This is a genomic window from Rodentibacter ratti, assembly GCF_002000485.1.
In the GTDB taxonomy this organism is placed as follows: domain Bacteria; phylum Pseudomonadota; class Gammaproteobacteria; order Enterobacterales; family Pasteurellaceae; genus Rodentibacter; species Rodentibacter ratti.
On record NZ_MLAJ01000001.1, the window covers coordinates 105,642 to 129,051 of the forward strand.

Sequence of the window (23,410 nt, forward strand, 5' to 3'; positions counted from 1 at the left end):
ATGCGTCTTTGCGATACCGATATTGAACGCTATCTTGACGATGGCATTATTTCTTTAACCCCCCGTCCGGATAACAGTAAAATTAACGGCGCAACCATTGATGTGCGTTTAGGTAATTCCTTCCGAGTGTTTCGTGAACATTCCGCGCCTTACATTGATTTAAGCGGCCCGAAAGAGGAAGTCTCTGCCCAATTAGAATCTGTGATGAGTGATGAAATTATCATTCCTGATAACGAGGCATTTTTTCTCCACCCCGGCGTATTGGCCCTAGCGACGACGTTAGAATCCGTCAAATTACCGGCGAATATTATCGGTTGGCTGGATGGACGCTCTTCCCTTGCACGTTTAGGATTGATGGTACATGTCACCGCACACCGTATTGACCCGGGTTGGGAAGGCAAAATCGTGCTTGAGTTTTACAACTCCGGTAAACTGCCTTTAGCCTTGCGCCCGAATATGGTGATCGGCGCACTCAGTTTTGAAGTGTTAAGCGGCAATGCAGCCCGCCCTTATAACAGCCGCAAAGACGCAAAATATCGCAATCAACAAAATGCCGTGGCAAGTCGCATTGATGAGGATAAATAAATGAAAAAGATCGCAATAAGCCTGTTGATCGTGCTTGTTGCGATCTTTGCTTTTTTTTACATCCAACTCCAACAAGCGAAAACACAACTCACAGAACAATTAGCCCAACACAATATTCAAGTAAAATCCCTTGAGTTCAACCTCATTCCTCAACCTTATTTTTTTATTGAGCAACTGAACTATCACGAGATTTCTCTCAAACAAATTGAGGGGAAACTCGCATTTTTACCTTTAATTATCGGTGAGCCAAAACTTGAACAGCTCAGTATAAATCAAGTCAAATTGAGTGAAAATTCGCTCAATTCAGCAAAAATAACCCTGTTTTTTTCAGACTTTTTCCTGAAAAAATTATTGGCAAAAAGTATTCCATTTAATGGACAAAATCGAATCGCGATTGAACTTGAAAAACCGATTTATGGAAAAAATACAACATTTGATTTCTCATTTAATAAGGCCAATATTGATCTTCGCCAAGATCAAGAATCCTTAATCCAAATTGATAATGCAAAACTCAATGGTCAAACCCTAGGGTATATTGAAGTCCATGCAGATTTTTTTAAAACACAAAAAGCACTTATCGCATATATAAAACCTGCTTGTAGTACAGATTGTCTAGCCGTATTGAAATTCAATAACTTAGGGGAAAAAAGTGCGGTCAAATTTTCCGGTAAAAATTTCCCAATGGAACGCTTACTTACCTTGCTAAGTTTCCCGAATACCATGACCGGCACAACGGATTTCAATATTCAACTTGCCTTTTCCAATGCCGAATTAATACAAGGAAAATTCGATTTTAATGCCCGAGATGGCGAGCTTTTAGGATTAAATTTACTCGATCTCGCCACACAGTATTTTCCGATTAATTACAATGATGAACTGCTACAAGGCAAAACAATGAATACCCCTTATCAAAGCTTTGTTTCATCACTGAGCCTTGAAAATAATTTATTCACCGTCAATAAAATCAGCCTAAAAACACCCGCACTTTTAGGTGAGGGCAACGGTGCGATTGATTTACACACCATGCAATGCGACATTAACCTCAACCTTTCTGCCGCAAATGAAAAGTACCAAAACCTTAAACTTCCTATTCGCTTTTTTGGTAGTTGCTATTCTCCCCAGTACAAACTGGAAATAAATAAAAACTTTCGGAAACAGTTAAAAGATCTCATTAAAGAAAAATTGAAATAATGTCCTTTTACCAACAAGCTGAAAAAATCCAAACTTGGCGTGTCATTATCATGGCTTGCGCCGCCTTTATTTTCAATACGACCGAATTTGTACCGGTCGCATTACTCACGGATATTGCACAAAGTTTTAATATGCAAACCTCAGAAGTCGGGCTGATGATGACAGTCTATGCTTGGACCGTGCTAGTGTTGTCTCTGCCGGCAATGCTGGCAACCGGTAAAATGGAACGAAAAGGTTTACTTATTAAACTTTTTGCGATTTTCATTTTCGGGCATATCCTCTCTATTATTGCGTGGAATTTTTGGGTATTACTGATTGCCCGTATGTGTATCGCACTAGCCCATTCTATTTTTTGGTCTATCACCGCCTCTCTCGTGATGCGAGTTGCCCCTAAAAATAAAAAAACTCAGGCGATCGGAATGCTGGCGATTGGTTCGTCCCTTGCCACAATTTTAGGTTTACCCCTCGGACGTTTAGTCGGGCAACTTGTCGGCTGGCAAACCACTTTTGGCATTATCGCCGTCCTTGCGCTCGCCCTGATGTTTTTGCTTATCCGACTTTTACCTCGTCTGCCAAGCAAAAATGCCGGCTCACTCGCCAGTTTACCGCTACTTGCCAAGCGCCCCTTATTAATCGGGATTTATCTCAGCACTGCAATCATCATCTCTGCGCATTTTACCGCCTATACTTATGTTGAACCCTTTATGATTCAAATCGGGCAATTCGATCCGAACCTTGCCACCCTTATTTTGCTTGTGTTCGGATTATCAGGGATTAGCGCAAGTTTACTTTTCAGCCGACTATACCGCTTTGCGCCCACAAAATTTATTTTAGTCGCAATGATATTATTCATGACTTCGCTCTCGCTTTTACTCAACGCAACCCACTATACTGCCACAATATTTTCCCTTGCCTTCATTTGGGGAATCGGGATTTCCTGTATCGGTTTGGCACTACAAATGCAGGTGCTGAAACTTGCGCCGGATGCCACTGATGTTGCCACCGCCATTTATTCCGGCATATTTAATGCGGGCATCGGAGCCGGTGCATTATTCGGTAGCCAAATCATGAATTATGTGGGATTGGAATATATCGGATTTAGCGGCGCAATGCTTGGTTTCATTGGATTAACCATTTTCGCCTTTTTCCAACTCCGCAACACTCAAAAAAATAGCTAAAAAAATAACCGCACTTTACAAAAGTGCGGTTGATTTTTCTCTTGTTTTTCTCAATCAATGTGAAAACAAGCGATGAGCTTACCATCAGGATAGGGCGATAATGTTGGTTTTTCTTCACGACATTTTTCTGTGGCTTTCCAACAACGGGGATTAAAAGCACAGCCTTTTGGCGGGTTAATTGGGCTTGGCAATTCCCCAGTCAATTTAATACGTTCACGGCGTAAATGAGGTGAAAGACGAGGTGTCGCCGAAAGTAAAGCTTGCGTGTAAGGATGCTGTGGATTAGAAAAAATCTGAGCGGTTGTGCCTTTTTCCACACAACGGCCAAGATACATCACCATCACTTCATCGGCGATATGTTCCACCACAGAAAGATCGTGGGAAATAAACACATAAGAAAGCCCTAAGTCATCTTGCAAATCCATCATCAGATTAAGCACTTGTGCCCGCACAGAAACATCTAATGCAGACACCGGTTCATCCGCCACTACAATATCCGGTTCTAACATTAAACCACGAGCAATGGCAATACGCTGACGTTGCCCACCGGAAAACATATGGGGATAACGATCATAAAATTCCGGACGTAGCCCCACTTTTTCCATAATAGAAAGGACTTTTTCCTTACGTTGTTGAGCGGAAAATTTCGTATTGATGATAAGCGGCTCTTCCAAAATTGAACCGATTTTCTTACGTGGGTTCAATGAAGCATAAGGATTTTGGAAGACAATTTGAATTTTCTTACGGCGTAAAGCTTTGGTTTCCGAATTATTTTCTAAAAAATTCTGTCCGTTATAATACAATTCACCCTCTGTGGGCTGTTCAATCATGGCAAGCAAACGCCCCAAGGTGGATTTACCGCAACCGGACTCCCCCACCACCGCAAGGGTTTTCCCTCGCTCTAGTTGGAAAGAAACACCGTCCAAAGCTTTCACCAACTGAGGTTTTGTAAAGAAACCTTTTTTAACCGGATAATATTTTTTTAACCCTATCGCATTCAGTAAAGGGGTATTCTCTTTGATATGATTTGTCATTGATTATTCTCCTTTACGCCATTCAGTCGGTTTACCATTGATATTCAGGGGTGTATGGCATTTCACTTTACGATCACCCATGTGGTGTAATTCTGGTTCAACTTGGCGACAATATTCCGTGGCATAAGGACAACGAGGATTCAATAAACAGCCGTTTGGTCGGTCATAACGCCCCGGCACAACACCGGGTAGAGATTGCAAACGGGATTTACCTTCGGCAAACTCAGGCAAAGATCGTAACAAGGCTTGTGTGTAGGGATGTTTGGGTTCACGGAAAATATCCTCAGCACGCCCCTCTTCCACCACTTGACCGGCATACATCACCACAATGCGATGTGCTGCTTCGGCAACGAGTGCAAGATCGTGGGTAATTAAGATGAGCGACATACATTCTTTTTTCTGTAAATCGAGTAATAAATCCACAATTTGCGCTTGAATCGTCACATCCAATGCCGTGGTCGGCTCATCGGCAATCAATAATTTTGGCTTACAGGCAATCGCCATGGCAATCATCACCCGTTGGCTCATTCCACCTGAAAGTTGATGGGGATAAACATCAATACGGGATTGTGGATCGGGAATGCCAACCAAACGTAGTAGTTCTAACGTACGTTCACGGCGTGATTGCTTTGAACCGCCCTCGTGAATTTTGAGCGCTTCCATAATTTGGAACCCCACCGTATAGGCAGGATTTAGACTGGTCATCGGATCTTGGAAAATCATTGCCACATCCGCACCAATCAAGGTGCGTTTGTCTTTGTCACTCAGCGTTAATAAATCTTTATCTTCAAAGACTAAAGATTCTGCCGAAACTTTTCCTGGATAATCAATTAATCCCATAATCGCAAGAGAACTCACTGATTTACCGGAACCGGATTCACCGACAATGCCGAGCACTTCACCTTGTTCCACTTGGTAACTCACCCGATCTACGGCTTTAAAGGCGTTTTTTTTCTCACCGAAATGAACAGAAAGTTCTTTTACTTCTAATAATGCCATTCTGCCCCCCTATTGTTTGAGTTTTGGATCGAGGGCATCACGCAAACCGTCACCCATTAAATTAAATGCCAATACCAAGGATAAAATCACTAAGCCCGGAATCGTGACTAACCAATTCGCCGCCTGCATAAAACTACGGGCTTCGGAAAGCATTGTGCCGAGTTCCGGTGTCGGTGGTTTCGCCCCAATACCAAGGAAACCAAGGGTGGCAAGCTCCAAGATGGCATTAGAAATCCCCATTGTCATTTGCACAATGAGCGGTGCTAAACAATTAGGCAAAATCACAATAAACATTAAACGTAAAACACCTGCTCCCGCTACTTTGGATGAGGTCACATAATCACGATTTTTCTCATTCATCACCGCAGCACGGGTTAAACGCACATAACTTGGAATGGAAACCACCGCAATGGCCAGCGTCGCATTCACTAAAGAAGGTTCAAGGATCGACACCACCACAATCGTCAGCAATAAATTGGGAATAGCGAGCATGATGTCAATTAAACGCACAATAACCGTATCTAATGCCCCACCATAATAACCGGCAACCAAACCTAAACTGGTGCCTAATAAACAAGAAAGCAGTACGATAACAAATCCGGCAAAAACGGAAATTCTCGTGCCATAAATAATGCGAGAAAGAATATCACGGCCGATATCATCGGTGCCAAGTAGATAAGCAGCATTGCCACCGTCATACCAAGCCGGCGGTAATAATAAAGCGGTTCGATTTTGCTCAGCCGGATCAAAAGGGGCAATATAGGGAGCAAATAAACTAATCAATGCCACAATTAAAATAAAAATTAAACCGATAAGTGCGCCTCGATTTTGCTTAAAATAAAACCAAAATTCTTGTAGAGGCGTTCGAGGCGCTAATATTGACATCGTGTCTGTCATTGTTTCTCCCACAATTAATGACGAATACGCGGATTCACCACGCCGTAAAGTAAATCAATGGTTAAATTCACCACAATAATAATCGTGGCGATAATTAAAACCGAGCCTTGTAACACCGGGTAATCCCGAGCATGAATGGCATCAATAATCCATTTTCCAATACCCGGCCATGAGAAAATGGTTTCCGTTAAGACCGCCCCGGAAAGCAGTTGACCAACAATTAACCCGACTACGGTCACCACCGGAATCAACGCATTACGCAGAGCATGTATAATCACAATGCGGGTATAACTTAGCCCTTTCGCTTTCGCCGTGCGAATATAATCTTCACCTAACACTTCCAACATAGCAGAACGGGTCATCCTTGTAATAATGGCAAGCGGTATAGTGCCTAATACAATGGCAGGTAAAATCAAGGATTTCACCGCATTGGTAAAGGCACCCGGCACACCGGAAAGCCAAGTATCAATCAGCATAAAACCTGTTGGAGTATCAATCCAAAAATCGTTTTCTAAACGCCCTCCTTGCGGCAAACCAAGGGAGGGGGACACATATAAAATAAGGATTAAGCCCCACCAAAAAATCGGCATTGAATACCCGGTTAATGACAGTGTGGTGACAGTATGAGAAATCCAGCTATCTTTTTTTACCGCAGCGATTGTACCGAGAATCACGCCACCGAGTAGCGACCAAAACAATGCAAAAAAGGCCAACTCAGCCGTAGCGGGAAAAAGGGTAAAAAACTCGGTAAGAACAGGCTGTTGGGTACGAAATGATGCACCAAAATCCCCTTGAATCACATTACCAATATAGTTGAAATATTGCTGATACAAGGGAAGATCTAAGCCTAATTGATGCATCATTTGCTGATGAACCTCAGGTGTTAGCCCACGTTCGCCCATCATAATCTCTACCGGATCACCCGGAATAAAATGCACAAGGGCAAAGGTAACAAAAGTAATAGCGATAAATGTCGGAATCACCATTAAAATTCGTTTGAAGATAAATTTAAACATTCAATCACTCTGTAATAGAAAGGAAAAGTGCGGTCATTTTCACCGCACTTTTAAAATAAATCCTTTAGACCCAAAATAAAACGCGCTTGGATTCTACCGCACTTTTTCTAATTTTTCCAAATCACCAATTGCTATTAGTCATTCTTTTCCAGAATATACAAATTTTCATTGTTGAATCAAAACACTCTTTAATTAGGAAGAAAATCTAACGCACTTTCTCCAATTTTGCCAAATGGGCAATGAGCCACTTGATGCCCTGCGCTTGAAAAGCAATTTGTAATCTTGTGTTATTATCACTTCCTTCAACATTGATCACTGTCCCCAAACCAAACTTTTCATGTTTGACTTTCTGCCCCATTTTCCACTCATTTTCACTTTCTATGGACTGTGCCAGCGATCCGACTTTGGCTAAATTCATTGCACGTGTCACTGTTCCCCGTAAACGAATTTCTTGGATACAATCTTGTGGTAACTCTGCGATAAAACGGGAAGGTAAATGCCGTTCTTCTTTTGCGTATAAGCGGCGGCTTTCCGCATAAGAAATCGTGAGTTTTTGCTTCGCTCTGGTAATCCCCACATAAGCTAGGCGACGCTCTTCTTCCACCCGTCCCGGTTCTTCAAAAGAACGGAAGCTTGGAAATAACCCTTCTTCTACTCCCACCATAAATACCCGTGGAAACTCTAATCCTTTGGCAGAATGGAGTGTCATCATTTCCACACAAGATTGGTGTGGTGATGCCTGCTCTTCGCCAGCCTCAAGGGAGGCATGGGTTAAAAAGGCTGTCAGTTCCGTCATCTCATCGGCATCATCCGGTTTCACAAATTCACGAGTTGCGGTAACCAACTCTTCCAAGTTTTCTATTCGAACTTCACCTTTTTCACCCTTTTCTTGTTTATACATTTCATATAAACCGGAGTGTTTAATCACAAAGTCCGTTTGGGCAAAAAGCGGCATCTCTGCCGTATCCAATGACAAGGAATTAATCAACTCTTGGAAACGTAACAAAGCAGTACTGGCACGGCCTGTGAGCATATTTTCTTGGATAGCGACCTGTATCGCTTGCCATAAGGTAATTTGTCTCTCACGGGTGAGATTTCTCAAAATATCTAAGGTACGATCGCCAATACCACGTGTCGGTGTATTGATAACACGTTCAAAAGCCGCATCATCTTGGCGGTTATTGATCAAGCGTAAATAAGCCAACGCATCTTTAATTTCTTGTCGTTCAAAGAATCGCATGCCACCATAAATACGGTAAGGAATTTGGCAACGGATTAAAGCTTCTTCAATCACACGGGATTGGCTGTTACTCCGATAAAGCACCGCACAATCATCTAATTGTCCCCCTTTCTCAACCCAATCTTGAATTTGAGATGCCACAAATTTTGCCTCATCAAGTTCATTAAAAGCCGCGTAAATACCAACCGGTTCGCCCTTTTCCCCCTCGGTCCATAAATTTTTACCGAGACGATCCGTATTATTGGAGATCAATTCATTCGCACTATTTAGAATATTGGCGGTAGAGCGATAATTTTGCTCAAGACGTATGGTTTCCCCGTTGAAATCCTTGAGGAATTTTTGGATATTTTCAACTTGAGCTCCACGCCAACCATAGATAGACTGATCGTCATCCCCCACGATCATGATTTTGCCCGTTTGTCCTGCAAAAATTTTAAGCCATTGATATTGAATTTTATTGGTATCTTGAAATTCATCCACCAAAATATGTTGGAAACGTTGTTGATAACGCTGCAAAATCAAAGGTTTTTTAGCAAATAATTCATAAGCACGAATTAACAACTCTGCAAAATCGACCAATCCAGCACGATCACAAGTATCTTGGTAAATTTGATAAATTTTAATCCACTCACGCTCTTGACGATCATTAAAATCCTCAATTTCTTGTGGTCGTAAGCCTTCATCTTTTTTGTTATTGATGTACCAACAAGCCTGTTTTGGCGGAAAGGCTTTTTCATCAAAATTATGTAATTTCAACAAACGTTTCACTAAACGAAGTTGATCTTCTGAATCTAAAATTTGAAAATCTTGCGGTAACCCGACATCTAAATGGTGGGCGCGCAATAAACGGTGAGCAATACTATGGAAAGTACCAATCCACATACCAAATAAATTAGAGCTGGAATATTGGCTCAGTGTAGTTTGAATACGGTGGCGCATTTCTGCCGCGGCTTTATTGGTAAAAGTCACTGCCATAATGCTACCTTCGGAAATATTTTCCACCGCCACCAACCAGGCAATACGATGGCTTAATACACGGGTTTTTCCACTCCCCGCCCCTGCTAACACTAAATGATTGCCAAGTGGAGCAGTCACCGCTTCACGTTGTTTATCATTCAAACCATCAAGTAATTCAGAAATATCCATAACATCATTTTATCTGTTTAAATTTACAGTTATTATAGACATTATTTTTTAATATCACAACGATAGCAACAATAATCAGATCAGACTTTACAAAGATAAAATTACCACTTATAGTCTCGACCTGGTTAGTCGGGGTGCGAAAATCGCTGAGAGATACCCGTGAACCTGAAGCAGTTAGCACTGACGTAGGAAACTAATCTTCTCTTCCTCAAGGGCTGACTTACTTTTTTCTCTGATTCATAAATAAGTAAGGATGCATGATGACCCATTATGCGCATTTAAAAAACACTTTAAAACTTACCGCACTTTGCGCCCTTTTAGGTTTCAGTTTACCTAATCATGCAGAAGCACAAGGCAAACTCGTTATTTATTGTAGCGTTCAAAACACGACCTGCGAGAAAGTTTCACAAGCATTTAGCAAAAAATATAATGTTGAAACACAATTTGTGCGCCATAGCACCGGTACCGTGCTAGGCAAACTCAAGGCTGAAAAAGACAATCCACAAGCAGATGTTTGGTATGGGGGAACCTTTGAGCCTCATCTTCAAGCACGAGATGCAGGGCTGCTTGCCACTTATCGTTCGCCTGAACAGAAAAACATCATGCCGCAATTTAAAAAATTAGTCGAAGAGCGTGGCGATACCAGTTCAATTATTTATTTGATGGAGCTTGGTATCGGTGTTAATGAAAAATTGCTTGCCGAAAAAAATATCAACAAACCACAATGTTATGCGGATTTACTCAAACCCGAGTTTAAAGATTTGGTGCAATACCCCGATCCACGTGTATCCGGTACCGGATATAGTATTCTCTCGACCTTAATCGAAATTATGGGAGAAGATAAAGCTTTCGATTACTTGAAAGCCTTAAACAAGAATATCAACCAATACACCAAAAGCGGATTGGCAACCAGCAATCTTTCAACAGGTGCTACGGCGGCGAATATTAGCTTTATGCACGCCTATGTACGCGAAAGAGACAAAGACGCGCCGGTTGTTGGTATTCTACCTTGTGAAGGGGTTGGCTATACACTAGGCGCTGCAAGCATCATCAAAAATGGACGAAATTTAGAAAATGCCAAACGTTTTATCGATTTTGTTCTTTCTGCCGAAGCACAAGAAATTCCATGGCGTGAAGCGGATTCCTATCAGTTACCAACCAATATTCATGCAAAATCGCACCCAAATCTGCCGAATCCGATGAAATTAAAACTAATTGATATTGATTTCGTGCGCTTTGGTTCGGATCAAGAAGCAAAACGGTTAATTGACCGTTGGATGAAAGAAGTGAAAGGGGAATAAACTAAAAGACGAGGCGATTCAATCAGCCTCGTCTTTTTACGAAAGAATTCGTGAAACAATCTATTGATAAAAACTCCTAAAAAATCAACCGCTCTTTTCCGGTGTAAATATTCCCCTTGCCTTCTCTTACAAACCCGATTAATGTCAAATAGTGCTCTTCCGCCATTTTTACCGCCAAATCCGTTGCGGCAGAAATGGCAACAAGAAGTTCTACACCACATGAAATAATCTTTTGTACCATTTCATAACTTGCCCGACTTGAAGTAACGACAAATCCTTGTGGCTTACCCGCTTTAATATGCCAGCCCAAAAGTTTATCCAATGCCACGTGACGACCAACATCCTCCCGAATAGCGAGCATCTTACCTTGTAAGTCAAAAAATGCACAAGCGTGAGTTGCCCCCGTCTGTTTGCCCAGTTGTTGATGGGATTGCAATGTGGAAAGACAGTTATCCAATACATTTATATCCAACTGAAAAGTACGATCCAATTTAGGCAACTTTTTATAAACTTGATTGAGTTGCTCAGCCCCACAAATGCCGCACCCCGTACGCCCGGTAAGATTACGGCGATGGGCTTTCAGTGCCATAAATTGACGACTAGAAAGCTCAATTTGTACTTCGATCCCATTACATGTTTCTATTACGTCAATCCCATAAATATCTGAAGCGCTATTAATGATCCCTTCAGTTAAGGAAAACCCTAAAGCAAAATCCTCTAAATCCTGTGGGGAACACATCATCACCGCATGGGAAATATCGTTATAAACAAGCGAAACCGGAATTTCGACAGCAAGAAAATCGTTTTTTGTTTGTAAAAGTGCGGTTGGTTTTTCTAATGTTTTTGTTTTTTTGAAAAAATTAACGGATTGTTCTATAAATCCATTCATTGATAACCTGCCTATAAATTATGTAACAAAAATGTTAATTTTTTGCCAATTTCGTGATCTTAGTCACGCATTTTTGTGGATATATTGTATTTTGATTATGGATTTATCGTAAAAAAATAGGTATCCTACGTTAAACTTAAATTGATGTTTTTCTATACACAATTTAGTCTATTGATTGACGTTATTCTAACGAAATCAGCCAAATTTTCTAGATGAATTTCTTTACTATCTAATAATATCTCAACAATCTGTTGTTGAAAGGAGTGATTATGCAGGTCTCAAGAAGAAAGTTCTTTAAGATCTGTGCAGGTGGTATGGCGGGAACTTCAGCTGCTATGTTAGGTTTTGCTCCGGCAAACGCATTAGCGGCACCGCGTGAATATAAATTATTGCGCGCTTATGAATCCCGTAACACTTGTACATATTGTGCCGTCAGTTGCGGTATGTTGCTTTATAGTACAGGCAAACCTCATACTGGCTTAAGCAGCTACACCGGTACAAATACTCGTTCAAAATTATTTCACCTTGAGGGCGATCCTGACCATCCAATTAGCCGTGGCGCACTCTGTCCAAAAGGCGCCGGCGCACTTGATTATGTAAACAGTGAAAGCCGTTCTTTATATCCTCAATATCGTGCACCGGGTTCCGACAAATGGGAACGTATTTCTTGGCAGGATGCAATCAAACGTATTGCCCGCTTAATGAAAGATGATCGCGATGCTAACTTTATCGAAACCGATGCAAGCGGAAAAACCGTAAACCGTTGGGCAACCACAGGGATTATGACCGCATCCGCCATGAGCAATGAAGCTGCGTTACTGACGCAAAAATGGATTCGAATGCTCGGGATGGTACCGGTATGTAACCAAGCGAATACTTGACACGGACCAACGGTAGCAAGTCTTGCTCCATCATTTGGTCGCGGTGCCATGACAAATAACTGGGTTGACATCAAAAATGCCAATTTAATTATCGTTCAGGGCGGTAACCCTGCCGAAGCCCACCCTGTTGGCTTCCGTTGGGCAATTGAAGCGAAGAAAAACGGTGCAAAAATCATCGTTATCGATCCACGCTTTAATCGTACAGCCTCTGTCGCTGATCTTCATGCTCCTATTCGTTCAGGTTCTGATATTGCATTCTTAATGGGTGTGATTCGTTACCTATTGGAAAACGATAAGATTCAGCACGAATATGTTAAACACTACACCAACGCCTCTTTCTTAGTTAATGAAGGCTTTAAATTTGAAGACGGGCTGTTCTCAGGCTACGATGCAGAAAAACGTAGCTATGATAAATCAACATGGAATTATCAGTTTGATGAGAATGGTCAGGCTAAACGTGATATGACCTTACAAAATCCACGTTGTGTGATTAATGTATTGAAAGATCATGTTTCTCGTTACACACCTGAAATGGTCGAGCGTGTAACCGGTGTAAAACAAAAACTGTTTTTACAAATCTGTGAAGAAATCGGTAAAACCTCCGCACCAAACAAAACCATGACGCATTTATATGCATTAGGTTTTACAGAACATACTATCGGTACACAAAATATTCGCTCAATGGCAATGATTCAGTTGCTATTAGGTAATATGGGAATGCCGGGTGGTGGTATTAACGCATTACGTGGGCACTCAAACGTACAGGGTACGACAGATATGGGATTGTTACCGACTTCCCTACCTGGCTATATGCGTTTACCAAACGATAAAGACTCATCTTATGAGCAGTATATCAATGCGATTACGCCAAAAGACATCGTTCCGGGTCAAGTCAACTATTACCGTAATACCTCAAAATTCTTTGTGAGTATGATGAAAACCTTCTATGGTGATAATGCGACCAAAGAAAACGGTTGGGGCTTTGATTTCTTACCGAAAACCGATCGTTTTTACGATCCGATCACACACGTGAAATTAATGAATGACGGTCAGTTACACGGTTGGATTTTACAAGGCTTTAACGTATTGAATTCATTACCGAATAAGAATAAAACCCTTGCCGGTATGAGCAAGTTGAAATTCTTAATCGTGCTTGATCCACTTCAAACGGAAAGTTCCGAATTCTGGAAAAACTTTGGCGAGTCAAACAATGTTAATCCTGCGGACATTCAAACTGAGGTATTCCGTTTACCAACCACTTGTTTCGCGGAAGAAGACGGTTCAATTTCCAACTCCGGCCGTTGGGCACAATGGCACTGGAAAGGCTGTGATCAACCGGGTGAAGCCTTACCGGATGTGGATATTCTTTCCATGATTCGTGAAGAAATGCACGAACTCTATAAAAAAGAAGGTGGCCGTGGTATCGAATCTTTTGAAGCGATGACGTGGAATTACGCACAATCACACTCACCAACTGCGGAAGAATTAGCGAAAGAGTTAAATGGTTATGCCCTTGAAGATCTCTATGATCCAAACGGTAATCTGATGTATAAAAAAGGTCAATTACTCAGTGGATTCGCTCACTTGCGTGATGACGGCACCACTACATCGGGTAACTGGCTATATGTAGGTCAATGGACGGAAAAAGGTAACCAAACCGCTAATCGGGATAATTCAGATCCATCTGGCTTAGGTTGTACCGTCGGTTGGGGATTTGCATGGCCGGCAAACCGCCGTGTGCTTTATAGCCGTGCCTCCTTGGATATTAACGGTAATCCATGGGATAAACACCGCCAGTTAATCAAATGGAATGGTAAAAACTGGAACTGGTTTGATATTGCCGACTATGGTACTCAACCGCCGGGTTCCGATACAGGTCCATTTATTATGTCTGCCGAAGGGGTAGGTCGTTTATTTGCTGTGGATAAAATCAACAATGGTCCAATGCCTGAGCATTATGAGCCGGTTGAAAGCCCGATTGATACTAACCCATTCCATCCAAATGTGGTAGTGGATCCGACCGTGCGCATTTACCAAGAAGACCGTGAATTTATCGGTTCAAATAAAGAGTTCCCATTTGTGGCAACGACTTATCGTTTAACCGAGCATTTCCACAGCTGGACTGCACAATCTGCACTTAATATCATTGCCCAACCACAACAATTTGTGGAAATCGGCGAAAAATTAGCAGCAGAAAAAGGTATTCAAAAAGGTGATATGGTGAAAATTACCTCAAAACGTGGTTATATCAAGGCGGTTGCCGTAGTCACCAAACGCTTAAAAGAATTGGAAATTGACGGTAAAACCGTTCACCATGTGGGCATTCCTATTCACTGGAATATGAAAGCCTTGAACGGTAAAGGAAATCGTGGGTTCTCCACCAACGTTCTCACGCCGTCTTGGGGTGAAGCCAATACACAAACACCGGAATACAAAACATTCTTGGTAAACATTGAGAAAGCGGAGGCATAAACGATGAGTGTACAATCTCAAGATATTATTAAGATCTCCGCCACCTCAGGGCTCACTCCTGCACCACAGGCACGAGATCATAAAGTTGAAGTAGCAAAACTGATTGATGTTTCCACCTGTATCGGCTGTAAAGCCTGTCAGGTGGGCTGTTCGGAGTGGAATGACATCCGCTCCGATGTCAATGCAAAATGCGTAGGCGTTTATGACAACCCCGTTGATCTTAATGCCAAAGCCTGGACAGTCATGCGCTTTAATGAAGTGGAAGAAAACGATCGTTTAGAATGGTTAATTCGTAAAGACGGTTGTATGCACTGTTCAGAACCGGGTTGTTTAAAAGCCTGTCCTGCACCGGGTGCAATCATCCAATACAAAAACGGTATTGTGGATTTCCAATCCGATAAATGTATCGGCTGTGGTTATTGTATTGCAGGTTGTCCGTTTAACATTCCTCGAATGAATCCGGATGACAATCGTGTATATAAATGCACCCTTTGTGTTGATCGTGTGTCTGTCGGTCAAGAGCCAGCCTGTGTCAAAACCTGTCCTACAGGTGCAATTCGTTTCGGTTCAAAAGAAGAAATGAAAATCTATGCAGAACAACGTGTTGCCGATCTGAAATCCCGTGGCTATGAAAATGCCGGGCTTTATGATCCACCGGGTGTGGGTGGCACACATGTGATGTATGTACTACACCATGCAGACAAGCCTGAACTTTATAATGATCTCCCGAAAGATCCACAAATCGATCTCAGTGTCACCTTGTGGAAAGACGTACTAAAACCGGTTGCGGCTGTCGCAATGGGTGGTCTAGCCTTAGCTGAGCTTGGTCATTACTTAACTGTCGGTCCAAATGTTGAAACTGATGTCGAAGATCACCATGAAAAATTTGAGAACGAAGATAAACACGGAGGAAAAAAAGATGAGTAAATTTGAAATTACTAACGATACTCGTATCGTTCGTCATCGAACTCCCGCTCGTTTAAGTCATTGGTTTTTGGTCATTTCATTCTTTCTGACCATGTTTACCGGTGTAGCGTTCTTTTTCCCTGATTTTGCTTGGTTAACAGAAATTTTGGGTACTCCGCAACTTGCTCGCGCAATTCATCCTTTCACCGGAATATTAATGTTTATTGCCTTTATTTTTTTATGTTCATTATATTGGCATCACAATATTCCGGAGAAAAATGATATTCGCTGGTTAAAAGGGATTACAGAAGTATTAAAAGGTAATGAGCACGCCGTATCAGATAACGGAAAATATAATCTTGGTCAAAAAATGTTGTTCTGGACACTGATCTTGGCAATGTTTACCTTGTTAGCTTCCGGCATCATTATGTGGCGTCAATATTTCTCACACTACTTCTCAATTCCGGTACTAAGAATTGCAATCCTTCTCCATTCTGCTAGTGCCTTTATGCTATTTACCGGCATTATGGTACACATGTATATGGCGTTTTGGGTAAAAGGATCAATTCGCGGTATTGTGGAAGGCTGGGTAACCGTTCGTTGGGCAAAAAAACACCACCCACGTTGGTATCGTGAAGAAGTGTTACCAGAGTTGGAAAAAGACGGAGAACGTGAAACAAAAGGTGAAAAACCTAAGGCCCTATTCAAAGGTATTGCGGGCTAAGTCAAAAACGAACTCCAAAAGTGCGGTTAAAAATGACCGCACTTTTTATTATTTAAGAGGCATTATGAGTATAAAAATCCTATCAGAATCCGAAATTAAGCAACAAAAAACAAACTCTTACGAAACACCTGCTATCCTATTTGCTAATCCTAAAAATCTTTATCAACGCCGTGCAAAACGTTTAAGAGAATTAGCAAAAGAACATCCACTTGCTGATTATTTTCTTTTTGCTGCAGATGTAGTGGAAAGTCAGTTAAATACATTAGAAAAAAATCCGCTCGAAAAACAAAACTTAGAGCAGCTCACCGGGGTTGCACCACTAAATGCAAAAACTTTCAAACGTAATAGCATCTGGCGTGAATATCTCAACGAAATCTTGCATGAAACAAAACTCAAAGCAAATGAACAAGTGCTAGCGACTATTGAATCCCTAGAAAAAGCCGGCACAGCCGAATTAGAACAGATGGCAGATAATCTGTTGGCAGAAGAATTTAATTTAGTCAGTAGTGATAAAGCAGTATTTATTTGGGCTGCGCTTTCGCTCTATTGGTTACAATTAGCCCAGCAAATTCCTCATGCAAGCCGTATGGAAAATACGGAAAATATTCATTATTGCCCTGTTTGCGGTTCTGCCCCTGTATCCAGTATGATCCATATAGGCTCATCACAGGGTTTACGTTACTTACACTGTGCCTTATGTGAAAGCGAATGGAATCTGGTACGCGCTCAATGTACTAACTGCAATGGACACGATAAATTAGAAATGTGGTCATTAAATGAAGAATTAGCTTTGATCCGTGCAGAAACTTGCGGTAGCTGTGAAAGCTATTTGAAAATGATGTTCCAAGAAAAAGATCCTAACGTGGAAGCGCTTGCCGATGATTTAGCCTCTATTTTCTTAGACGTAGAAATGGAAGAAAAAGGTTTTTCCCGTAGCGGCCTCAATCCATTCCTTTTCCCGGCGCAAGAAGTCTAGTAAAAACGGTCGTTATTTTTCCAATAACGACCGCACTTTTACAAATAACACGCCATCACAACGGCATTTTCCCTTCTACCATCAGGCATAGGATAGTAATTTTTACGGATATCCACCTCATTAAATCCTTGTTTTTCATATAGCCAACGAGCAGGATTAGATTCCCGTACCTCAAGCCAAAGGGTTTGGATATTTTTTTCTTTAAGTTGTATCATCAACTCATTTAAAAGTAATTTACCTAATCCTTTTCCTTGCATAGCAGGCTCAACAGCGATATTAAACAAAGTCGCTTCATCCAATACTATTTGGCAAATCGCAAACCCTATAATCCGATTATCTTTAACCAGTTTCAAATTTAAATAACGCTCGCCTTGATTATTTTTTAATGTTCCAAAAGACCAAGGTACTAAATGCGCTTGTTGTTCAATCTCATACAAACGCTCAAAATCGCATTCTTCAACAATAAAAATTTGAGGCATATGATTAAATTTGTTGGATTTGTTGCCAAAGTTCACGTTTGGCAGAAGGTGAGGCTTGAAAATCCCGATAGCTAGGCGAACGGTAGATCCGTTCGGCATTCAAACAATGAGGTAAAGTGCGGTCAATTTTCTCCATATTTTCAGCGAGTAACCAATAATACACAGAATGACTTAACTCAAGATGTTGAATTTGTTCATAATTCAAACATAGGCAATCTTCTTGCTTGAGTTCAAGACTCATTAATACATCTTCAAATAAAGGATATTTACTCAAATTTTCATCGGATACCACCACAAAACGAATATGCTCTGCCACAGTAATCCCCACCGCCCCTTGAAATACCTCAGGACGGTGAAGTTTCCATTGAGTTATCCCCATCTCTTTTAGAAGAAGATTGCGTCTTTCCATTTTAATTAGCGAGAAATTGAATCAAACGGGTAGCTCATTAGGCTTTTAATAACCGAATGTTCTTCCGCTTCTGTTAATTTTTGTTGATAAGCTTTTAGACTACGAAATGACAGAATATTTTTTTCAGTACGCACTATAGCAACAAAGCGCTGAAAATTATTACCATCACATGCATAGTAAGAAGAATTACCATCGTTTAATGTTTTCAAATCACAAACTTTTTTATTGGAATCCAAATATCGGTTAGTTAATGTCGAAACATGAGAAAGATCTTTTAGATAAAAAGTTTCACTGGTGACCGATTTACGATTTGAACGATCTAAACTCACAGCTAAGCTAATAAAACGAGGATCATCGCCTTTTACCGCTCTCGTTTGTTTCACATATTTTTCGCCATTAAATTCAATTTCAGTACCGGCTTTTTTTACGCGCTCAAATTGTTCATCTAATTTTTTGAACATTTCAACCTGCTCCGGTGTAACTTCAACTTTAGAAGGGGCTTGCGCTTTACCTTGTATCTGATCAATGATTTGACAACCTGATAATAAACTGACCATTGCTGTCGCAAGTACGATTTTTTTCATAAAATAATTCCTGTAATAAATTGGTTAAAAACCAATGAAAAATGTTTTATTAGAGTTATCTTTGCTAGAATAACGCCTAATTTTAACCAATAACCAACAGGATTCAAAGCGTGATTTCCCTTGAAAGCGAAGTTTTAGAGCGCCATCTTCCCCTTTTTTACCATAAATCTGTTTTACTTGCCGGCGGAATTAACGATCAGTTTCCACAAAAACTGGAACAATATTGCCAATCTGTTCAGGTTTGGAGCTGCTATTTCGACTATGCTCGCACCCAAAGTGCGGTTAAATTTTCGATTGAATTTCAAGGTAAGGCTGATCTTATCGTTTATTATTGGACAAAAAATAAACAAGAAGTCCAATTCCAACTTTTGCAACTCCTTGCCAATTCAGCGGAAGAGCAAGAAGTACTCATCATCGGAGAAAACCGCTGTGGTGTGCGCTCGGTGGAAAAAATACTCGCCCCTTTCGGTGATATTGCCAAAATAGATTCCGCTCGCCGTTGTAGTCTATATCATTTTTCGCTGAAAAAACGACCGCACTTTTCACTCGATACTTTCTGGAAAACCTACCAACATCCGCAACTCAATAGCTTAATAGTCCACAGCTTACCCGGTGTGTTCAGTGCGAACGAATTGGATGTGGGGACAGCGCTATTACTTTCTACACTCAATCAACCGATCAAAGGCAAGGTGCTTGATCTCGGCTGTGGTGCGGGTGTAATCGGTTCAATGATCAAAAAAATGAATCCTAAATCAATTGTCACGATGACCGATATTCACGCCATGGCGCTGGAATCTGCCCGCAAGACCCTTGCAGAAAATCAATTGGAAGCGGATGTTTTTGCCAGTGATGTTTTCTCGGATATTGAGGGAAAATTTGATTTAATCATTTCCAATCCCCCTTTCCATGATGGCATCGATACCGCCTATCGTGCAGTAAAAACACTGATTACTCACGCCAAATGGCATTTAAATCAAAGAGGAGAACTCCGTATTGTTGCCAATGCATTTTTGCCTTATCCGGATTTATTGCAACAACATTTTGGTGAATTTGAGGTGCTGGCAAAAACTTCAAAATTTAAGGTTTACTCCGTAAAAAATTAATCAATGAATGCTCACTAAAAATGATAATCCCAATACCCAAGCAACAATGGCACAACGCCAAGCTATTGCTGAAATTATCGGGGTAATTTTTTAATCAAAAAGCTAACAGTCTCAATGAATATATGCTAAATGTATCGTCTTACCACTCACCAACAAAAAATAAGGAGAATATGATGATCGTAACCAGCTCCGCCATTAAAAATGGTGTATTTGAAGATAAATATGGCAAACGAGGCACAGAATTTAGTCCAAACGGTATGCCCACTTATTCCATTCCCTTTGAGATCAAAGACGCACCGGAAGGTACAAAATCATTCGCCGTAGTGCTTGAAGACAAAGATGCGATCACCGCCAGCGGTTTTGTCTGGATTCACTGGTTAATCGCTAATCTTGAACGCACAAGCGTGGCAGAAAATGAAAGCCAAAGCGCTACCGACTATGTGCAAGGCGCAAACTCTTGGGCAAGCGTATTAGGCAAATTTGAGCTTGACGAAGCCTCAGCCTACGGTGGAATGGCGCCGCCAAATTGCTTACACCGCTATGAATTGATCGTCTATGCTCTGGATAGCAAACTCGACCTCAAACCGGGTTTTCGTTTCAACGATCTCCATTTTGCGATGCAAGGGCATATTTTAGCGCAGGCAGTAGTGATGGGAACTTATGATGTTTAGCTAAAATAAAGCATAACATTATAAAAAAGAGCGGCCATTTTGACCGCTCTTTTTGCCTAATCAAGTCTATTACATCACCACAACATCAAACTGTTCTTGATTATAAAATTGTTCGGTTTTCACCTGAACACGTTTACCAATAAACATTTCGACTTCCGGAAGAAGCCCATGAGATTCTTCATTAATGAGGTATTCCGACACGGAAGGAGAGGCATACACGACAAATTGCTCGCTACTAAATAAGTGATAGACACGGATAATTTCCCGCATAATCTCATAGCAAACAGTTTCCACTGTTTTCACCCGACCACGACCACGGCACACCGGACATTCATCACACAGAATATGTTCAAGACTTTCACGGGTACGTTTACGCGTCATTTCCACCAAACCAAGCTGGGTAAAGCCATTTACATTAGTTTTCACGCGATCCTTCGCCAATGCATCTTGCAATGACTCCAACACACGATTTCGGTGATCTTCCTGCTGCATATCAATAAAATCAATAATGATAATACCACCGAGATTACGTAATTGGAGTTGTTGTGCGATGGTTTTTGTTGCCTCAATATTTGTGTTGAAAATGGTTTCTTCTAAATTTCGATGTCCCACAAATGCGCCGGTATTAATATCAATCGTTGTCATTGCCTCTGTTTGCTCAATGATTAAATAACCACCGGATTTTAAATTTACCCGTTTATCCAAAGCTTGTTGAATACTGTTTTCAACCCCATACACATCAAAGAGAGGCTGATTTCCGGTATAAATCACAAGCTTATCGCTTAATTCAGGCATAAATTCATCAGTAAATTCTTTCACTTCGTTAAAGCAAAAGTTGGAATCAATACGAATTTTTTCTAATGTTGTTCCAATGAAATCACGCAAAATGCGCTGCGGTAGCGCAGGCTCTCCATAAATTTTTGAACGGGTAGGATATTTATTTTTACGCTCTAGCACCTTTCGCCATAGACGTTTGAGAAATTCAGCATCTTGACGAAGTTCTTCCTCTGTTGCCCCTTCTGTCGCGGTGCGAATAATAAATCCCCCTAGGTCATCACAAAATGGCTCCACCAGCGCTTTTAGACGCGCCCGTTCTTCTTCACTTTCAATACGCTGGGATACGCCCACATGGCTATTTTCCGGCATAAACACAAGATAACGGGAGGGCAAAGTAATATCAGTAGTTAAACGAGCGCCTTTTGTGCCGAGGGGATCCTTCACCACTTGTACCACAATATCCTGCCCTTCGCGTACCAGCTCTGAAATACTCTTTACTTTAAATTGTTTCTGTTCATTCTCATCCACACATTCAGTATGAGATACAATGTCAGATGCATGCAAAAAGGCGGCTTTTTCCAAGCCGATATCCACAAATGCAGATTGCATTCCGGGTAATACGCGTGTCACCCTCCCTTTATAAATATTTCCCACAATACCACGCTTTGCTTGGCGTTCAATATGGACTTCTTTTAATACACCCATTTCCACTAATGCAATACGGGTTTCATTAGGTGTGACATTCATCAATAATTCTACGGCATCCATTCTCTATCGTCTCTGAATCTTGTTTTAAGTAGTAGCATAATAGGGTAAAATGCGCCCTTTCTCAAATTTTCAATATGCTTTAAGGTTATTTTGTGCGTTGGTTTAACGCGAAACATATTATTCTCAATAACCTCAATTAAGCCGAAAAACCCTATTTAAGGAAGCAAAATGATCGATTTTCGCCCTTTTTATCAACAAATCGCCACAAGTCCTCTCTCTGATTGGCTTGAAACTCTTCCTCTCCAAATAAAAGAATGGGAAAAACAAACCCATGGTGATTATGCGAAATGGTCAAAAATCATCGACTTTTTACCTGATTTGACCGCAGATACTGTCGATCTAAAAAATGCGGTGAAATGCGACCGCACTTATCCCCTCTCAGAAGGCGAAAAACAACGCATTATTCATCATTTAAAACAGCTTATGCCATGGCGAAAAGGGCCTTATCATTTATTTGGTATTCATGTGGATTGCGAATGGCGTTCCGACTTTAAATGGGAGCGTGTGCTTCCTCACCTCGCTCCATTGAAAGATCGTACCATTTTAGATGTGGGTTGTGGCAGTGGTTATCATATGTGGCGAATGCTGGGTGAAGGGGCAAAAATGGTGGTAGGTATTGATCCTACCGAACTTTTCCTTTGCCAATTTGAAGCGGTTCGTAAACTCCTCAATAATGATCGCCGTGTAAACCTCATTCCTCTTGGTATAGAGCAAATGCAACCGCTCGCCGCCTTTGACACAGTGTTTTCAATGGGCGTGTTATACCACCGGAAATCACCGCTCGATCATCTCACTCAGCTAAAAAATCAATTGAAGAAAAGCGGAGAATTAGTGTTGGAAACCCTTGTGGTAGATGGTGATGCCAATACCGTTCTCGTCCCTTCCGATCGCTATGCCAAAATGAAAAACGTTTACTTTATTCCCTCTGTTGCCGCATTAATTAACTGGTTGGAAAAAGTAGGGTTTACTCATGTTCGCTGTGTCGATGTAGCCCCAACAACCGTGGAAGAACAGCGTAAAACCGATTGGTTGGAAAACGAAAGTCTGATTGATTTCCTCGATCCGAATGATCCGAGTAAAACGATTGAAGGCTATCCTGCGCCTAAAAGAGCAGTTATTTTAGCCAATAAATAAAACAAAAAAGTGCGGTTAATTTTAACCGCACTTTCCATTGTACAAATGCC

At 41.2% G+C, this 23,410-nt stretch carries 21 protein-coding genes and 1 riboswitch; of the genes, 11 read left to right on the forward strand and 10 right to left on the reverse strand.

Going from position 1 to position 23,410, the window contains the following annotated elements; all coding sequences use genetic code 11:
- Genes dcd through BKG94_RS00490 form a run of 3 tightly spaced genes read left to right on the forward strand, consistent with a single transcriptional unit; the run spans position 1 to position 2,954 of the window.
- Positions 1–585 (forward strand): dCTP deaminase, encoded by a 585-nt coding sequence (gene dcd, locus BKG94_RS00480; RefSeq protein ID WP_077433166.1) that lies wholly within the window; start codon positions 1–3, stop codon positions 583–585.
- The gene (locus BKG94_RS00485) at positions 586–1,776 is read left to right on the forward strand and encodes an AsmA-like C-terminal region-containing protein (RefSeq protein WP_077433168.1); all 1,191 of its coding nucleotides are present in this window, start codon (positions 586–588) and stop codon (positions 1,774–1,776) included.
- Positions 1,776–2,954, forward strand: coding sequence for a sugar transporter (locus tag BKG94_RS00490; protein WP_077433170.1), 1,179 nt, complete (start codon positions 1,776–1,778; stop codon positions 2,952–2,954). Before BKG94_RS00485 ends, BKG94_RS00490 begins: the two co-directional genes overlap by 1 nt.
- A 50-nt stretch (positions 2,955–3,004) precedes the next feature.
- On the opposite strand, the gene BKG94_RS00495 is transcribed toward BKG94_RS00490, so the two are convergent.
- The 5 genes from BKG94_RS00495 to uvrD form a co-directional block, all read right to left on the reverse strand.
- The gene (locus BKG94_RS00495; protein WP_077433172.1) at positions 3,005–3,988 is read right to left on the reverse strand and encodes a peptide ABC transporter ATP-binding protein; all 984 of its coding nucleotides are present in this window, start codon (positions 3,986–3,988) and stop codon (positions 3,005–3,007) included.
- Between the two features lie 3 nt (positions 3,989–3,991).
- Positions 3,992–4,987, reverse strand: coding sequence for a dipeptide ABC transporter ATP-binding protein (dppD, locus tag BKG94_RS00500; protein WP_077433174.1), 996 nt, complete (start codon positions 4,985–4,987; stop codon positions 3,992–3,994).
- A 9-nt stretch (positions 4,988–4,996) separates the two neighbouring features.
- Entirely contained in the window at positions 4,997–5,884 is an 888-nt protein-coding gene (locus BKG94_RS00505) for an ABC transporter permease subunit (protein WP_077433176.1), read from the reverse strand.
- Positions 5,885–5,898: 14 nt separating this feature from the next.
- On the reverse strand, positions 5,899–6,900 hold the full coding sequence (locus BKG94_RS00510; protein WP_077433178.1) for an ABC transporter permease subunit: 1,002 nt from the start codon (positions 6,898–6,900) through the stop codon (positions 5,899–5,901).
- 205 nt (positions 6,901–7,105) lie between these two features.
- Positions 7,106–9,286 carry a DNA helicase II gene (uvrD, locus tag BKG94_RS00515; protein WP_077433180.1) on the reverse strand — a complete coding sequence of 727 codons (2,181 nt, stop codon included), beginning with the start codon at positions 9,284–9,286 and terminating at the stop codon, positions 7,106–7,108.
- A 120-nt stretch (positions 9,287–9,406) separates the two neighbouring features.
- Positions 9,407–9,495, forward strand: a riboswitch (TPP riboswitch).
- A 51-nt stretch (positions 9,496–9,546) separates the two neighbouring features.
- Between uvrD and BKG94_RS00520 the strand changes: the two genes are divergently transcribed.
- Complete coding sequence (locus BKG94_RS00520; RefSeq protein WP_077433182.1) at positions 9,547–10,587, forward strand: ABC transporter substrate-binding protein; 1,041 nt, start codon at positions 9,547–9,549, stop codon at positions 10,585–10,587.
- A 76-nt stretch (positions 10,588–10,663) separates the two neighbouring features.
- Here the strand turns inward: BKG94_RS00520 and fdhD are convergent, their stop codons facing one another.
- The gene (fdhD, locus tag BKG94_RS00525) at positions 10,664–11,476 is read right to left on the reverse strand and encodes a formate dehydrogenase accessory sulfurtransferase FdhD (RefSeq protein ID WP_077433184.1); all 813 of its coding nucleotides are present in this window, start codon (positions 11,474–11,476) and stop codon (positions 10,664–10,666) included.
- Between the two features lie 269 nt (positions 11,477–11,745).
- On the opposite strand from fdhD, the gene fdnG reads away from it, so the two are divergent.
- The 4 genes from fdnG (at position 11,746) to fdhE (ending at position 17,435) form a co-directional block, all read left to right on the forward strand.
- Positions 11,746–14,829, forward strand: coding sequence for a formate dehydrogenase-N subunit alpha (fdnG, locus tag BKG94_RS00535; protein ID WP_143538875.1), 3,084 nt, complete (start codon positions 11,746–11,748; stop codon positions 14,827–14,829).
- A 3-nt stretch (positions 14,830–14,832) separates the two neighbouring features.
- Complete coding sequence (gene fdxH, locus BKG94_RS00540) at positions 14,833–15,756, forward strand: formate dehydrogenase subunit beta (RefSeq protein ID WP_077433190.1); 924 nt, start codon at positions 14,833–14,835, stop codon at positions 15,754–15,756.
- Complete coding sequence (locus BKG94_RS00545; RefSeq protein ID WP_077433192.1) at positions 15,749–16,459, forward strand: formate dehydrogenase subunit gamma; 711 nt, start codon at positions 15,749–15,751, stop codon at positions 16,457–16,459. The genes fdxH and BKG94_RS00545 overlap by 8 nt, the downstream gene beginning before the upstream one ends.
- A gap of 64 nt (positions 16,460–16,523) precedes the next feature.
- On the forward strand, positions 16,524–17,435 hold the full coding sequence (gene fdhE, locus BKG94_RS00550; protein WP_077433194.1) for a formate dehydrogenase accessory protein FdhE: 912 nt from the start codon (positions 16,524–16,526) through the stop codon (positions 17,433–17,435).
- A 38-nt stretch (positions 17,436–17,473) separates the two neighbouring features.
- Here the strand turns inward: fdhE and rimI are convergent, their stop codons facing one another.
- The 3 genes from rimI to BKG94_RS00565 are packed head-to-tail and all read right to left on the reverse strand — an operon-like array spanning position 17,474 to position 18,907.
- Positions 17,474–17,914, reverse strand: a complete 441-nt coding sequence (gene rimI, locus BKG94_RS00555) for a ribosomal protein S18-alanine N-acetyltransferase (RefSeq protein WP_077433196.1) — start codon at positions 17,912–17,914, stop codon at positions 17,474–17,476.
- Positions 17,915–17,918: 4 nt separating this feature from the next.
- The gene (locus tag BKG94_RS00560; protein ID WP_077433198.1) at positions 17,919–18,323 is read right to left on the reverse strand and encodes a DNA polymerase III subunit psi; all 405 of its coding nucleotides are present in this window, start codon (positions 18,321–18,323) and stop codon (positions 17,919–17,921) included.
- Between the two features lie 5 nt (positions 18,324–18,328).
- Positions 18,329–18,907, reverse strand: a complete 579-nt coding sequence (locus BKG94_RS00565) for a hypothetical protein (protein WP_077433200.1) — start codon at positions 18,905–18,907, stop codon at positions 18,329–18,331.
- Positions 18,908–19,017: 110 nt separating this feature from the next.
- Between BKG94_RS00565 and rsmC the strand changes: the two genes are divergently transcribed.
- Positions 19,018–20,010 (forward strand): 16S rRNA (guanine(1207)-N(2))-methyltransferase RsmC, encoded by a 993-nt coding sequence (gene rsmC, locus BKG94_RS00570; RefSeq protein WP_077433202.1) that lies wholly within the window; start codon positions 19,018–19,020, stop codon positions 20,008–20,010.
- 173 nt (positions 20,011–20,183) lie between these two features.
- Positions 20,184–20,681: a YbhB/YbcL family Raf kinase inhibitor-like protein gene (locus BKG94_RS00575; protein WP_077433204.1), complete on the forward strand. Its 498-nt coding sequence runs from the start codon at positions 20,184–20,186 to the stop codon at positions 20,679–20,681.
- Between the two features lie 69 nt (positions 20,682–20,750).
- Here BKG94_RS00575 and rng read toward each other — a convergent pair whose 3' ends face one another.
- Positions 20,751–22,226 (reverse strand): ribonuclease G, encoded by a 1,476-nt coding sequence (gene rng / locus BKG94_RS00580; RefSeq protein ID WP_077433206.1) that lies wholly within the window; start codon positions 22,224–22,226, stop codon positions 20,751–20,753.
- Between the two features lie 168 nt (positions 22,227–22,394).
- On the opposite strand from rng, the gene cmoB reads away from it, so the two are divergent.
- Positions 22,395–23,360, forward strand: a complete 966-nt coding sequence (gene cmoB, locus BKG94_RS00585; protein WP_077433208.1) for a tRNA 5-methoxyuridine(34)/uridine 5-oxyacetic acid(34) synthase CmoB — start codon at positions 22,395–22,397, stop codon at positions 23,358–23,360.
- Positions 23,361–23,410: the final 50 nt, after the last annotated feature.